General features: G+C 50.4%; 10 protein-coding genes and 1 tRNA gene. 8 read left to right on the forward strand and 3 right to left on the reverse strand.

Annotation, left to right across the window (positions count from 1 at the left end):
* Positions 1-11 precede the first annotated feature (11 nt).
* The 3 genes from GO984_RS01745 (at position 12) to GO984_RS01755 (ending at position 2,328) form a co-directional block, all read left to right on the forward strand.
* Positions 12-101, forward strand: a tRNA-Ser gene (locus tag GO984_RS01745).
* 223 nt (positions 102-324) lie between these two features.
* The gene (locus tag GO984_RS01750; RefSeq protein ID WP_157020850.1) at positions 325-684 is read left to right on the forward strand and encodes a helix-turn-helix transcriptional regulator; all 360 of its coding nucleotides are present in this window, start codon (positions 325-327) and stop codon (positions 682-684) included.
* A gap of 375 nt (positions 685-1,059) precedes the next feature.
* Entirely contained in the window at positions 1,060-2,328 is a 1,269-nt protein-coding gene (locus GO984_RS01755; protein ID WP_157020851.1) for a tyrosine-type recombinase/integrase, read from the forward strand.
* 239 nt (positions 2,329-2,567) lie between these two features.
* On the opposite strand, the gene GO984_RS01760 is transcribed toward GO984_RS01755, so the two are convergent.
* On the reverse strand, positions 2,568-4,349 hold the full coding sequence (locus GO984_RS01760; protein ID WP_280818066.1) for a putative Ig domain-containing protein: 1,782 nt from the start codon (positions 4,347-4,349) through the stop codon (positions 2,568-2,570).
* A gap of 40 nt (positions 4,350-4,389) precedes the next feature.
* Between GO984_RS01760 and GO984_RS01765 the strand changes: the two genes are divergently transcribed.
* Entirely contained in the window at positions 4,390-4,836 is a 447-nt protein-coding gene (locus tag GO984_RS01765; protein WP_157020853.1) for a hypothetical protein, read from the forward strand.
* A 303-nt stretch (positions 4,837-5,139) separates the two neighbouring features.
* On the opposite strand, the gene GO984_RS01770 is transcribed toward GO984_RS01765, so the two are convergent.
* The gene (locus GO984_RS01770) at positions 5,140-7,869 is read right to left on the reverse strand and encodes an AsmA family protein (RefSeq protein WP_157020854.1); all 2,730 of its coding nucleotides are present in this window, start codon (positions 7,867-7,869) and stop codon (positions 5,140-5,142) included.
* 294 nt (positions 7,870-8,163) lie between these two features.
* Here GO984_RS01770 and GO984_RS01775 point away from each other — a divergent pair, with 294 nt between their 5' ends.
* The gene (locus GO984_RS01775; protein WP_157020855.1) at positions 8,164-10,869 is read left to right on the forward strand and encodes an AsmA family protein; all 2,706 of its coding nucleotides are present in this window, start codon (positions 8,164-8,166) and stop codon (positions 10,867-10,869) included.
* 8 nt (positions 10,870-10,877) lie between these two features.
* Here GO984_RS01775 and GO984_RS01780 read toward each other — a convergent pair whose 3' ends face one another.
* Positions 10,878-11,372 carry a hypothetical protein gene (locus GO984_RS01780; protein ID WP_157020856.1) on the reverse strand — a complete coding sequence of 165 codons (495 nt, stop codon included), beginning with the start codon at positions 11,370-11,372 and terminating at the stop codon, positions 10,878-10,880.
* Positions 11,373-11,834: 462 nt separating this feature from the next.
* On the opposite strand from GO984_RS01780, the gene GO984_RS23560 reads away from it, so the two are divergent.
* From GO984_RS23560 to GO984_RS01795, 3 genes are all read left to right on the forward strand, one after another.
* Positions 11,835-12,080, forward strand: a complete 246-nt coding sequence (locus tag GO984_RS23560) for a potassium channel family protein (RefSeq protein ID WP_280818020.1) — start codon at positions 11,835-11,837, stop codon at positions 12,078-12,080.
* A 168-nt stretch (positions 12,081-12,248) separates the two neighbouring features.
* Positions 12,249-13,328 (forward strand): AI-2E family transporter, encoded by a 1,080-nt coding sequence (locus GO984_RS01790; RefSeq protein WP_157020857.1) that lies wholly within the window; start codon positions 12,249-12,251, stop codon positions 13,326-13,328.
* Positions 13,325-14,389 carry an HlyD family secretion protein gene (locus GO984_RS01795; RefSeq protein ID WP_157020858.1) on the forward strand — a complete coding sequence of 355 codons (1,065 nt, stop codon included), beginning with the start codon at positions 13,325-13,327 and terminating at the stop codon, positions 14,387-14,389. The genes GO984_RS01790 and GO984_RS01795 overlap by 4 nt, the downstream gene beginning before the upstream one ends.
* The last annotated feature ends 32 nt before the right edge of the window (positions 14,390-14,421 follow it).

Raw genomic sequence — 14,421 nt, forward strand, 5'->3', positions numbered from 1 at the left:
CAGACCCCCGCGGAGAGGTGCCGGAGTGGTCGAACGGGGCGGTCTCGAAAACCGTTGAGCCTTCACGGGTTCCCAGGGTTCGAATCCCTGTCTCTCCGCCATTAACTTCCGCTAAGACATTGAGTTAGCGGCGATAATTGTTCGGACAATGTAGTTGGCCCCACATTTACAGTCAGTGAAATAGCCACTTGACCAAACAGCAGTATATTGTTTCAAATAGCCTCGATCCATATGGATAAGTCTTCAGCAGAATGAAGGCGTGATACCCAACTATTTCCTGATGCAAGATGTGTCTCGAAATCCTTAAGAAATAAGGAATTCGACATGCCTAAAAGAATCCCCACTGGGTTAGAAACCACGGATCTTTTTGATCACTCGCATTTGCAGAATGAGGCGAAGAGTCGTTTCAGGACGAATCCGCAAAATGTTCAAATAGAAGGCAAATCCTTAGCGCATCCCGACACCACCGGTCCGTATGGTTCTATCCTTGCCCCTGCCGATGAACGTTATTTATCAGATAAGCAAGTTGCTGAGCGCTTTGGGGTGTCGCGGCCAACAATTTGGCGCTGGGTCAAAACGGAGAAGGCGTTTCCACATCCTGTTTCGCTGTCCTCCGGGACAAGTCGATGGCGGCTTTCGGACCTTTTTAGTTTACGAAGCAAAGTTCGAGAAGGAAGGTCCTAGAGCCCTTTTAAAGGCGAAGGGGAAGAGCAAATGAGCCGCGCCTACAGGTCTGTTCGCCCAAAAGCAAATCGCGTTTACTCTGTCAATGGAGTCCTGGAACTGTATAAAGTGTGCCGAAATACTCTCTCCAACTGGGTGGGGTCGGGACTCAGATCAATTGGCGGGATTGGGCTACAGTTGTTTCGGGGGGCTGAATTAACTCGGTTTCATGAAGCGCGAAAAGCCAAAAAGCGAGTGGATCTTCGGCCGGGAGAATTCAAGTGTGTCGCCTGTAAGTCGGCGGTTTTTCCTGAGGTGCATTCGCTGGGATTTGTTTCAGCAAAAAGGGCCCATTCAAATGCCTTGGCGACTTGCCCGGATTGCGGTGCTCGGGTGATGAAGTTACTGGATAAGACGGAATGCGACAGTCTTAAAAATTGCATCGATACCAATACGAGCCTCGCCCAATTACACGAAGAGAATGTGCCTCGACTGGGGAGTATTGGGAAGATCTCCGTTATTGAAGGCGTCGATCAGCACGTTTCCAATGATCGGGTCATACATGACTGGCTTGTCTACGCCGGGCGCTATGGTGAAAAGACAGTCGATGCACACCTTGCGAGCATCCGAATTTTTGAGAGTTTTCTGGATGGTAAGCCCTTTGACAGGGTGTCACAAAAGGACGCTGCAGCCTATCGGGATGTTCTGGTGGGGTTGGTGAAAACCTCCAAAGAAAGTGGCGGTCTGGGTCGCTCGACAATCCGCCATCGTGCCTCACATTTGGGTAAGTTCTTCGAATGGCTAAGACATCAGGATGGGTTTCGCCGTTTGAGTGGTGGTATCCCTGACTATTTTGCTCTTCCCAAAGGTATCAGTGCAAAGAACCTGCAAGATACTCCGAAACCATATCCCACGATGGAGGAGACGATCGCAATGGTCCGTGCGATGCCCCACAAAACCATCTCAGAGCGTCGTGACCGTGCAATGGTTGCCCTTACGTTTGTGACGGGGTTGAGGGCTGGGGCTTTAACCTCATTGCGATTAAGGCACTTAGACGTAGAAGCGAATGAAGTCGTGCAGGACGGCACTGACATGCGCGCTAAAAACGGTAAGTGCTTTCGCGTGTTTTGGTTTCCACGCACTGACGAGATGCAAAGTGTCGTTCGTGACTGGATAGCGGAGATGCAACGGTTAGGGTTTGTGACTAGGGACGCGGCTTTTCCTGCTTGCACGCATCTGACGTGTCAAAAACTTGGGCACAAGCCCATTGACCCAATGCGAACTGAAGGTGCACTGAGCTCTGCTTTTTCCGTGGCCAGCAATAAAGTCGGCAAAAGTTTCTCACCGCACTCTGCGCGACACTGTCTGGCTTCTCTGGGCGATAGCCTTTGCCTCACCCCAGAGCGTCGAAAGGCCTGGTCGTTGAACCTGGGACACAAGACTGAAGGCATCACCGAAACACATTATGGCAAGATGTCGGACGGTCGACGGTGCGAGGTTATCGACGACCTAAGGTCCCGTGAGGTCTGGACCGAGGATGAGAAGGATTTGATGCTAGATTACTTCCAATGCAAATTGGCCCATGGATCGGCAGACTTCATGCGGGCTCGCAAACTTGCGCGGACGAGAGAGGGAAGTTTGGGTTGTGAGGATGTATTGGATTAGGGGCAGTGATTTTGTTGCTGCAGCAAAAATGTGATTGGGCCAAATGTATAGCGATGCAGAAGGTTGCCGCGACGACTGTCGGATCAAGGGCCAAAGTGAGTTAAACTCTGGGTATACATCACGCCAACAAATGTTTTTCCTGATGTCAGACCAACAAGCTCGCCGATGAAGTGCGAGAAGTAGCTAAACCTGCTCCGACACATGCAATCGGTCGGAACAGGTTTCAGTTGGTGGTCGCCTCAGAGAAGCAGATCATTTGGATCAATAATTCCAAGGACTGTTTCGAGCAGCACCGACGAAGAGTCGCTAAAGGTAATCAATGTAGCATCGTCTCCACCGATGCCATCGGTATCCACTTCCGTAATGGAGCCAATGGATTGAGCACCCGTCAGTGACAAAAAGTCCGTTCCAACCACAAAGTCCTGAATGATGTCAGCTCCTTCCCCAGAACTAAACACAAATGTGTCAGCCCCGGCCCCACCAGACATGACATCATCACCGAAACCGCCAATAATCAGATCATCATCTTCGCCACCATCCAGAACATCAACACCGTTTCCTCCGTCAAGAGTATCGTTACCGGCAAAACCAGAGATGTCGTCATCACCAAACGAACCGGTCAACGCGTTAGCAAACCCGTCGCCATTTTGAACGGCACCAAAGACTCCTCCCCCATCTGGATCGTACCCTTGTGAAGTCGCGGCATCGATCAAGAAATTCTGGTCCGAGAGGTCGTCAATCAATGTGTTCTCAAAGATAAACATCGACTGGAAACTGTCCCCGCCACCATTGGTGTCGATTTGCACCACTGCGCTGGTTCCATCTTGAATTATTCGCAAGTAACCTGCGCCAAATGGATTTGACGCACCATCCCAGCCAGACAGGCGCTGAGAGAGGAAGTCATCAAACACAATCCGATCCTCGCCGACATTGAAGTCAGTAAAGGTTGCTGTCGTATATTGATTGAAATTTGAGTAGCGAGTGATTTCGACCGTGTCGGCCCCAGCACCCAATGTTATTGTAGACTGTCCCGGACGTGCGGAATAGCCGTTGGCGTAGATCTGAACATAGTCGTCTCCGGCCCCCATATCGACTATGTCAGTCGAATAATAGCCGACGCTATAAGCGTAATCATTGCCATTTCCGCCGTTCAGAATTTCGGTAAAGTTGCCACTTGAATCGGTGCTGGCGTACATGGTGTCATTGCCTTCACCACCATCCAGAGTGCCGCCATCATTGCCTTGCTGCAGCTGGTCGTTTCCTGCACCGCCATAGAGACTGTCATTGCCATCTTCACCGTACAGATAGTCATTTCCATCACCACCCAGAAGAACATCATCACCAGCCGCGCCGTACAACCGATCATTGTCGGCGCCACCATCTAAAACATCAGACCCAGTCAAACCATACAATGTATCGTTGCCTGCCAGGCCCTGAATAAGGTCTCCTTGGATCGTCCCGGTGAGGTTGTCATTGCCTGATGTACCTTGAATTAAAGCACCATCGAGCACGCTGAGTGTAAAGGTTGTTGTTGAACTTTGCCCATCCGGTTCGCTGGCAGTCACCAATAGTGTATACAGGCCGATATCACCTATCTGAGGTGCATTTGCTGCAAAGCTGACGGTACGTGTACCCGCGTCGAAACTCAGGAAGCTAGGCAGCGGGCTGCCATCAGACAGAGTAACGTCATAGGTGATGGCCTCGCCTTCGTCGTGATCGGTAAACAAATTTTCCGCAAACTGATAAGTGAAATCCTGATCGGTGAACCCCGATTGGGCAGTGGTCGTTCCGGTTAGGATTGGAGGATCGTCAACCCCAGACACTGTTAAGGTAACAGTTGCAGTGTCAAACCCTCCATTGCCGTCAGACACTGTGTAGGTAAAGCTGTCTTCCAGTGTCTCACCTTGAGCCATCTCGTCCAATACACTGGAGGATGTGGGGTCATATGTCACGGACCCATCGCCATTCAGGATCACAGTTGCGCCCAACGCGCTTACAGCCGATACTGCTGAAATGCTCAGCGTGTCACCATCTCAATTGCTTCATATTGAGGATTTCCAAATGAGAATTGTAAATTCGGGTTATTTGACCGCAGCAAGTCTGGCCTTGGCCACAGTAGTGTCCACCCCAGCTTCGGCGGATTTTTGGTGGGATACACGCGAAGGAGCTCTGTATTTTGATGGCGTCAGTGGCAACTACGGCGTGTTCTACTTTTTGGATGAGAACAACAACCGCCGGAAAGAAGTTGCCATCTATATCGATGGAATGGGACCACAGTACGCAGACACCCACCCTGGCGTCTTCCCAGGACGATATGGGGCGTTTTGGTTCAACTATGATGGCGATAATTGTGAAACACAATCAACCGACCCAGACGGACGGGTTGCAAACGAATGGGGTAAGATGTGGTTCACTGTAGACCAAAACAGCGATTATTTCACCGCAGAGGTTTACGATTGCGACGAACAGACCCCTTCGGAAGAATTCAATGGAACGCCGGGCACTTAAGCGGAACTGTTCTAGCTGACTATTAGTATTTCCCATCGGTTTCAGGGATCTCGGAGGAACAGGATCGCACCGTCCCAATCTTGACAACACTCTGGCCTCAAGATTGGGACGCAAATTGGACTGTCTCTTTGCCAATACAATTTGCTTATTGGATACATCGACTAAGGCCGCCTTGCGTCATTCACCTCCCGGTTAAGAAATACACTCTGGGATTTCATTCCAATATGGTCCGCAAAATCATCAAGTTCATTCCGAAAAACCGTAGAGCCGAGGCCAATCGCAAGTTCCTCAATTAGGGAAGTTCTATTGTAACTGCAGAATATCAGGAACACAGGGTCGCCGCTTCTGAGGCATGTTTGTTGCCCCATCCGAGCGAGCAAGCCGCCGTGGTCCGTCTTTTACTTTGATCTTCGGTTTCGCAAATGGACCAACGACGGTGAACGGCCAGGGGCTTCGAGACAAGGGTTTTCCGATCTTGCGAGGCTGTCCCGCGAGATCCAAGGATTTTCCTGCTAAGCTCACGTCGCCATAGACTACCAGCTGCACTTGGTCGGTTTCCACGACAGTCTGCTTGGTCGTTATGTGCCCATTTGAAAAATAAAGGGGTGCTCGGGCACAAACAATAGGAACGGCTGCGCCTTTGTCCTTTGAGAAAAGCCACGGAATAACACCCAATCCCGCCAGATCCAGCAGTTGTGTATCTATGCTCCCGTTTCTCATAGACACCGTTGCGGACCCTGTCGCCGTTCCCAAAAAGTCGCTTACAGAAGTATGGTGGCCCGAGATGTCGAAACTTCCCTTCAAAATGCCATTTGCTTGTTTCTCCACCTCGAGCGCTTGCAACATCTCACCGAAATCCCACCCTCCGGACGATCCCGTTAGCGTCAAGATATCCGGCGTCTCACCCAGATCTATCACTCCAGTCAGGTCAAAATACGCGCCGCCATACTCTATTTTCATGGGGCCCAGTCGTGCTTTTTGGCTTTTCATCTCTAGCTCGCTAGACAAACTGCTAACGCCTTTTTCCCCCTCGATCTTTCGAAGCTCGATCGTTACCCCAAGATCCAAACCCGACATCAAAACCGCCTGCCCCAAAGGTCGCAACGTGACATTCCGAATGGGACCTTGGTTGCCCGCCTGCTCGTCTATCTCCGGATCGGAGGGTTTTGGGGAATTCAGAACCAATGGCTGGATTTCAACGACGTCTTCAGACGCTTCAGTTTCTTGAGCACCTTGTTTTGCCTCCACTTCAAGCTCTTCGAGCTTCTTCAACTGTATGTAGGCCGCAACAATCTGACGTAGATGCTCAATCCGGATCAGGTCGCTTTCAATTTGCCCTCGTAACACCGGATGCGGTTCAACTAAGTCAAATTCGGCGTTTAAGCTAAGGTCAGTTTCATCCATTACGATAGCTGCAGCGACCTGCCATTTGGTGGCCTCGCTTGATACATCGGCTCTCAAACCGACCGCCCCCGTTTCGACACCAACCAATCCCATGGTTTCGAGCAAAGCAGATCCCGATGGAACATCCGCCGAAACACTGAGCGCAATATCCTCGAATTTCAGCGCGTTACGAAGCGTTCCGGTGATATCCAGGTTCCACAGATCAGTACCACGTGTGGCAGCCTGGAGCTCAGAAAGTTCAAGCACTCTACCCGTCCCTTTCAAACGAAAACCGCCAATAACCGTCCCAAGGGCATCTGAGGTTTGAAAGAGCTCCGGAGCCACCAGACTTGCAGCAGGCAAGTCAAGCGCTGCCTTGAAATCAATACCTTCAAGCCGCAACGCGTCTGCTATCTCTCCATCTAGGATGATAAAAGGTGTTTCCGGCGGCCCAATCCGCAATACTGCCTTACCCAATCTTAACTTGCCGTCTGTTGTGCGAGAAATCTCGGAAACTTCAATCGGAGGCGGCCCCTCACCTGTGGTGTCTAATATGAAACCATTGGTCTTAATCACCATGGCTCGCTTGGGGATTCCGTTGGGTTGGGCGACCAGTTCCATCACAACCCCCGTCAGCTTCAAGTCCTGTCGTGACGTTGTTGAGGGCGGCATATTGGAAGCGGAATACAGGCTGATATCAGTGTGAACTGAGATATCCGTCGGATCACCCAGCACACCTAAATCACCAGTGACCTTCACGGATTGACCACTATCCAGCTCCGCAACCACTGTGAGTTCAGGGATGCGGCCAACACCCTCTTCAATTTCATACATCACCGTCAACTGCGCAGTACCGGAAACTGATTTTTCTAGTTTCAGAGCGTCAAGAAGTTGCCCAATCTCGTCCACAGACAAGGAGAGTTTCCCTTTGTATCCCTCTTGATCCACGGTTCCGTCCAAAGAAAGGTCCATTTGGCTCAAATCCGCAGACACCTTGAAGGACTTATCTACCGATAGTTCCCCCTTGAGCGTCAATTCCTCACCGTTCAGGGCACCTTTTGCAGATAAAACAAGCGGCGCCGATGCATCCGTATGGCCAACGTCCACACTGGCCAGCAGCAGATCTAGGTCCAATCCGTTTCTGGCATCTTGATAAATCACATGCGAATTTGAAAACTGAACGCTGATGTCAGACAGGAACTTCCAAAGTTCATTCTCATTGGTATCCGATGGCTGCGGAGATTTGTTTTCTGAGCCGCCTGACCAAAAGTTCTTTCCCTCCGCATCAACAGCAAACATAAGGTTTGCCGCGTCAATGCTTAGATCCCGCGGACTAATTTGACCGTTTAGCACATCCCGCAGAGAAAGTTCGAATTCCAATTGGCCAACAGTGGCGAGATTGGCATCGGACAAACCTTCGTGGCTCAAAACTATACCATTTGCTTTGACTTTCACATTGGTCCCAACTGAAACCGTCAAACCGTTTTTGATTTCAAAATCTTGTCCAAATCTGTCTGACAGAATCCGCGCCGCCAAATCTCCTCGGGGTATTGCCAAAAGCGATGATGACACCAACATCCATGCCGCAAAGAACGTCAGCGCTACCAAGCCCAACAACCAAAGTGAGATTTGTTTTATCCGTGGCAGCATGGACTTCTCCGCATAATCTAACAAAATCTGTCGATGAGACTGGATTTCGCACGGCCTCAAACGAAAACCGCGGTCCTAAAGCGGTTCCCCCATCTAAACAGGTCAGCAACTAATCCGATAGTCCGAGATCGCCATACAGATCGACGTTCGGCCAATCGTAGCCCTAGCAGCGACATATTTTCAGTTGGCAGACAGCTACTAAAGGCTAAGTTGTATTCATTAAGCCTCTGCGGGCGCCCCATTTACTTGCCGCCCGTGCGAGCAGATCAGTTTTGAATTTTGGGGTGCTGGATTATGGCAAAATGGATTTCCCGGATCGTAAAATGGGCGCTTGGAACTACAGTCCTTTTACTTGTCCTTGGCTGGATGGTCCTTGCAGCACCATTTTTCTCAAATTTTAGAGCCGGAGTTGTAGAAGCCGTCTTATCCGAGCAGATCGGGCAACCGTTATACGTCAAAGGCGATGTAAGCGTGTTTCCTGGCCGGATCAGCCGGATTATGGTCGCAGGTGTTACTATCCCCAGTGAGGACGTCTCGGGTACCAATTTGGCGGAATTGAATTTGCTGGAACTGGACCTAAATTTGGTGGCTCTGCTGAACAGACGAGTTGATCTGAACAATTTGACGGTGGACGGCCTGCGATTGAATCTGCTGACTCAAGCTGACGGGTCAACCAGTTGGACACCAAGGAATAGGTTTCCAAATCCAGAAATTGAGACGAAGGTCGATGCCCAGACGATTGCTCCAGATAGTCCGATAACAGAGAACGGTGGCATTCTCGATTTTCTACGACACCGAACTGTTTCGTTCACCTCTGTTGGATTAACTGTTGACGACCAAGTGTCTGGGTTTTCGTTTATTTTTAGCCTTAATAACCTAAACCTTGACCAGCTGGACGATGGCGCACGACTTGGTATCACCAGCCTCGGTTCGGTAAATGGGCAGGCCTTTGAAATTGATGGCAGCTATCCCACCGGGGCCCCATTCACCACGCGGGCGAAATTTGGTGAACTCAAGTTGAGCTTTGATGGCAGTGCCGTCCCTCCCGAGCGAGGCGGAGGATTCATGGGAACTTTGGAATTGGATACCGGAGAGTTTGGCGACTTTCTGGATGTGATTGGATTGGAGCGTGTGCTGGAAGGCTCAGGTAAACTCTCTGCTAACCTGACAAGCCAGTCCGGAGCTTTAAACATAGCGAACTTGTCTGCGGTCGTTGATCTCGCCGAAGGCCAACAGATAATGGCAGAGGGATCGGTGGAAAACCTTCTGAAGGCTGACGGGTTCGATTTGTCTTTCAACGCACGCTTTCATCCAGAGGGTCATCCTCCGGCGCCCGCAAAAGAGTTGAAGGATCTCAAATTGGCAGGGATTTCAGCGCATATTATCAGCGCAGGTCAATCACTTAAGTTCGACGACTTGCTACTAACTACGAACGCATTTGATCAGGGACTGGATCAAGTTGGACCAGTTTCAATCGGACGTATCCGCCGCACGCCCATAGGGCAGCTGGCGCTTGAAGACATCTCGCTTCGGGTCGGCCCTCGCGAGCGACCCTACATCGTCGCCAAAGGCAATATCCGAAACCTATTGCAGCTAAATCAACTTGATCTGGCTGGAACCCTTACAGCCCCAGCTTCATTAGTTCTGAAAGATCTCGGCGATGACGTGGCTAAATCTTTTGGAGGAATCAAAGCGGATTTTGCAGTTGACGATACCCAAGGTTTCCTGAGTCTGAACAAGCTAGATGCTGTTACTGTCAACACAGACGTCTGGGCATTGAAGGCCCATGTTGCTCTTGGCAACATTACTGATCTTGATGGCTTAGAATTCGACTTTGATCTCGATATCGAGGACGGCGCCCTGTTCCTTGGTTCGCTTAAACTGGAAGAAGTGGATACAGGGCCTTTGGAAATCAGTGCCTCTGCCCGCGGGCAAGGCAAGGATTTCTCTACAACGTTGGGGTTGGCTGCTGGAACTTCTCGGCTGGACGCTTCGCTGAATACCACCGTGTCCGAAGGGCGACCAAAGATTGACGGGCTCATCTTCAGCGAGCAGCTCGACATTAATGACCTGAAAAATGCGATTGCTGGCGTTGTGCAACTGGGTCGGATCGGCGAACCAGACGAAGTGGAAGAACTAGAAACAGAGAAACCAAAGGTGCAACCCCTGATCCTTCCCAAGGAAGAGGGCAAACCAACCGATCTGGTTGATTTTGAGAAACTGTTCCTAGGCTCCGACCTGACGGTGTCGATCGACATTAAGCAAATCAGCGGTCAGCAAGGTGTTTCGAGTGTTTCAAGCGAACTTACCGCTCAGGAAGGACAAGTCCAGTTGGGCCCACTGGAAGTGACCTATGGTGGCGGGTACTTCAATATTGAAGCCAAAATGGATCTGCTGGAAACGCCCGAACTCTTGTCGGTATCTGGTGCCACCAGCGGATGGGATTTTGGGAAAATTCTTGATGCCGTCGGACTGAGTATCGATGCCCATGGTAAACTGCGCGGTCGGTTTGATGTCACCGGCAACCGAAACTCGATCAAAACATTCATCAATTCCATGTATGGCTCGGCATCCATCTCGATGAGCAATGGTGATGTAGCCACCAGCCTGCTGGAGCTGGCCGGTCTTGGGATTTTTCCATGGCTGTTTTCCGAGGAACTGCACCAGGGCTATACTGACATTACCTGTGTTGTCGCCCCAGTGCGGATCAATGCAGGTAATGTGACATTCGACTCTGTGGTTGCAGAAACAGCCAGCGTTCAACTTGTTGCCAGAGGGGCAGTGGACTGGAGGCAAGATACAATCACTTTGCGGGCCGAACCGCGTCGCGTTGGCAGGCCTCTGGCGCGCAGCGCATGGCCGTTTGATGTGACTGGCAAACTCTCCTCACCAAATTTCAAGCTGGATGTCGGCGGAACGCGGACCAAACGAACCGATGGAGCGGATGATATGCCAGCGGATCGCAAACCCTGCGTGCCAGATCTTCAGCAGTTGGAGTGACCCGAAATTTAATCTGAGGCCGGTTCAGGCTGCTCTTTCTGGCAGTCCAGAACCGCTTCTATTGCACGCTTAGATCCGGTTAGGTCGATCTCGATCAATCGGCCACTTTCACCAGATATTTTGACTGATTTACGTTGGCCAAATTCGGTAACAAAATTCGGATTATCGAAAAATGCGTAACCGCCTGGCAAGTCTTGATTGATTTTACCAACCACATCACCGGCAAACCGAGCATCACCAAAGTCCATATTTACAATGCCAGTTGCGCCGATCTCGATATCCGACCACTCTGCATTATATGCTGCGAAGAAACCCCCATTACGTGCCGGTACAGCGCCTATCTGCACTAGCGTTCCGTCTTCAAAAACTCTCTGCGCCAGGCAACCATTGCCAACAGATGCATCAACCAGAACCTCCCAAGCCCCCACTTCTTCCCAGTGTTCCACATCGGAAGCAGATGCCGAAGCGCCAAAAGAACACAAGACAACAATCAAAACACGCATTCTCGTTCCCTCCTTCAATCTTACATCAACATGTTGATCTGAAACGCCGTAAAAACAAGCATTGCATTTTGCAATTTTTTGATCAGCATACTGGAAGCCGCAATAAAGCCCGACGCTCTTTGGCGATCCAGAGTCGGTTCGAAAAGTTCGCCGACTTATTCAAGTCGATTTGACTTCTGAATGTAGTCAGGAAACGAGCCGTTAAAAATGTGCTACACCCACAAAGCACAACATCAAACTGGACCACCGCACAAAGTGATTTAGCTACTACGGGTACGATCCAAGTTTTGGAACCTTAGCTGAAATATATATGACATAGAAAACAACGTAAATTCATCCCATAGTCTGCGGGAAGATCTACCATTGGAGGAAACATTGCATTCTCTAAAGCAACTAATGCGCGGATTACGTTTGGCTTTCAGGGACGGTCGAGTAAAGAGTATCTTAGCTTTTACAATAGCGATGGTTTTGTGGGCCTCAGTTTTCTATCGTTATGTGGAAGGGTGGAGCTGGTTGGATTCCATATATTTTTCCGTCGTAACAATATCGACCGTTGGGTTTGGTGATTTCTCACCCGAAACCGCTGCCGGTAAAATTTTCACCATGTTCTACATTGTCATTGGTCTTGGGGTTTTCGTCACCGCGGTGACCACAATTGCGGATTCAATTCTTTCGCAAGGGGGGCAAGATGACGGTGACGTACGGTGAAGACGGGCACAATGAAAGCGTTTCGTGAACAACTACCGACCTACCCGGAGCCGTTGATTGGCCTTTGAAATACCAATCAGTTTCCGCGATGAGGAAAACGTACTAGGGTAGTCTGCAAACAGATGCCTACACTGTAGTAACGGGTGAATAAGGCCTGAGGGGACAGAAATGGAAAACACTCAAAACGCTAAGTTTGTAGACCTGATAATTAGATTGATATTCTTGGGTCTATTCATTTACAGCGCGATTTTAATGGTGGCACCGCTTGCAAGCGCAGTTTTATGGGCTCTCATCTTGTGCGTGGCCCTCTACCCTCTTTTTGATTGGCTTCAGAGTAAACTTGGCGGTCGAAAAAAGTTGTCTGCAACGTTGTTGTCCCTTCTTGGTTTAGCTCTGACATTGGGGCCTGTGGCTTCAGCAGTGTTTGGCGCGACCGAACTTTGGTCCGAATTTGCCAACAAAGCCGCCTCTGGGGGCTTAAAAGTTCCACCTGCCCCTGAAGGTCTTAAAGATATCCCTGTGGTTGGCGCCAAGGCTGCTGGAATCTGGTCGTCGTTCGAAAGAAATTTGGATGGGGCACTGGCAAAATATGCACCGCAAATTCTGGAAGTTGCCAAAACAGTCTTTGGCAAAGCTCTGGGAATTGGACTTGGCCTTCTCGGAATGGCACTTTCTGTGATCATCATGGGAGTGTTGTTTATTCCCGGCCCAAATCTGGTGCGAGGCCTGCAAAAATTTGGCAACCGTATATTTGCCCCGCGCGGCGGTGAGTTCGTTGTGCTGGCTGGTGCCACGGTGCGCAATGTCACCAAAGGAGTCATCGGAGTTGCCGCCATTCAAGCCGTTGTTGTTTGGATACTGTTAAAGGCCTTCGGAATTTCATCAGCAGCCACGCTTGCCTTGATCAGCCTGATCCTTTCAATCATTCAGATTGGCCCCGGTCTGGTTCTTTTACCCGTGATTATATACGCTTGGAGCTCGATGTCGGGCGGAGCTGCTCTGGCGCTGACTGTTCTGGCGGTTCCTGTCAGCATTATGGACAGCTTTCTGCGACCGGTTTTTATTTCCAAGGGATTGGATACGCCAATGCTCGTCATCTTGATTGGCGTGTTGGGCGGGATGATGGCCTATGGCCTAGTAGGGATTTTCATCGGACCAGTGTTACTAGCCGTGTTCTATGAGCTGTTTGTACTTTGGATAGAGGCAGAGCCAGACGCCAGTGATGCGGTTCCCGGAGAGGCGGAATGAAACGCGCAATTTGGTCTACATTGGCAATTCTGGTCCTGTTCCTTGGTTGGTATATAACGGCCGACCGGCGGACACCATTTACTGGAAATGCAAGGGTCAAAGCTGTCGTCACCTATATCGTACCACAAGTGTCAGGCACAGTGGTCGAGGTTCTGGTTGAGAACGGCCAAGTGGTTTCTGCCGGTACCGTTTTGGCACGCATTGACCGCAGGCCATATGAAATTGGTAAGTCCCGGGCGCAGGCTGATCTCGAGGCCGCGACCCAAGACGTCGGGGCTTCATCAGCGCAGGTCAGCGCTGCTCAGGCGAGTTTGACCAGAGCCCAAAGTGATCTCGACACCACCCGCCTACAGGCTGAGCGTGTCTTTGCGCTAGAAAAGAAAGGCCTGATTTCACTGGTACAAGCAGATGACGCGCGTGGGGATCTTGCTGAATCCGAGGCCAATGTGGAAAATGCCGCGGCAGATCTGGAACGCGCAAAACAGCAACTTGGGGAAGACGGGCAGGAAAACCCAAAAATTCAACGTGCACTTGCTGCTCTTGCAGAAGCAGAGTTGAAATTGGAATGGACTGAGTTAAAGGCACCTTCCGAAGGGGTTGTTTCTAATATTTTGCTCGCTCCGGGTACGTATGCCCATTCTGGACGTGAACTCTTAACCTTCCTCGATTCAACAGATGTTTGGATCGAAGCCTATTTGACAGAAAACAATTTGGGGCTCGCAAAGGTGGGCTCACCTGTTGATGTGGTGCTTGATATGCACCCCGGAAGAGTCGTTCGGGGTGTTGTTGATAGTTTCAGCAGTGCTGTGTCGATCAGTGGAGGTGATGAAGTGGGTCAACTCGCCAGCGCGCCCACTTCAAAGGGGTTTCTACGCGAGCCTGAAAGGTTCCCTGTCCGAATTGTACTACCAGGCTACGAAGCTGGCAGCCTTGATGATGATCTCCGATTTCAACTCAATGGACAGGCGGATATCATTATGTATCTCAGTGACAATACAGTGATGAACGCTATCGGCCGTGCTTATATTGGCGTGGTGTCTGTCTTGTCTTATGCTTACTGAAGACCGACGATCCGTTATTCGCCTGACTCTTG

The organism is Parasedimentitalea huanghaiensis, assembly GCF_009753675.1.
Taxonomy (GTDB): Bacteria; Pseudomonadota; Alphaproteobacteria; order Rhodobacterales; family Rhodobacteraceae; genus Parasedimentitalea; species Parasedimentitalea huanghaiensis.

Bases quoted from the DNA above. Each gene is read 5' to 3' on its own strand.
- GO984_RS01770 (WP_157020854.1), bottom strand. From the start codon at position 7,869: ATGCTGCCACGGATAAAACAAATCTCACTTTGGTTGTTGGGCTTGGTA.
- GO984_RS01790 (WP_157020857.1), top strand. From the start codon at position 12,249: ATGGAAAACACTCAAAACGCTAAGTTTGTAGACCTGATAATTAGATTG.
- GO984_RS01755 (WP_157020851.1), top strand. From the start codon at position 1,060: ATGAAGTTACTGGATAAGACGGAATGCGACAGTCTTAAAAATTGCATC.
- GO984_RS01795 (WP_157020858.1), top strand. From the start codon at position 13,325: ATGAAACGCGCAATTTGGTCTACATTGGCAATTCTGGTCCTGTTCCTT.
- GO984_RS01775 (WP_157020855.1), top strand. From the start codon at position 8,164: ATGGCAAAATGGATTTCCCGGATCGTAAAATGGGCGCTTGGAACTACA.
- GO984_RS01750 (WP_157020850.1), top strand. From the start codon at position 325: ATGCCTAAAAGAATCCCCACTGGGTTAGAAACCACGGATCTTTTTGAT.
- GO984_RS01780 (WP_157020856.1), bottom strand. From the start codon at position 11,372: ATGCGTGTTTTGATTGTTGTCTTGTGTTCTTTTGGCGCTTCGGCATCT.
- GO984_RS01765 (WP_157020853.1), top strand. From the start codon at position 4,390: ATGAGAATTGTAAATTCGGGTTATTTGACCGCAGCAAGTCTGGCCTTG.
- GO984_RS23560 (WP_280818020.1), top strand. From the start codon at position 11,835: ATGGTTTTGTGGGCCTCAGTTTTCTATCGTTATGTGGAAGGGTGGAGC.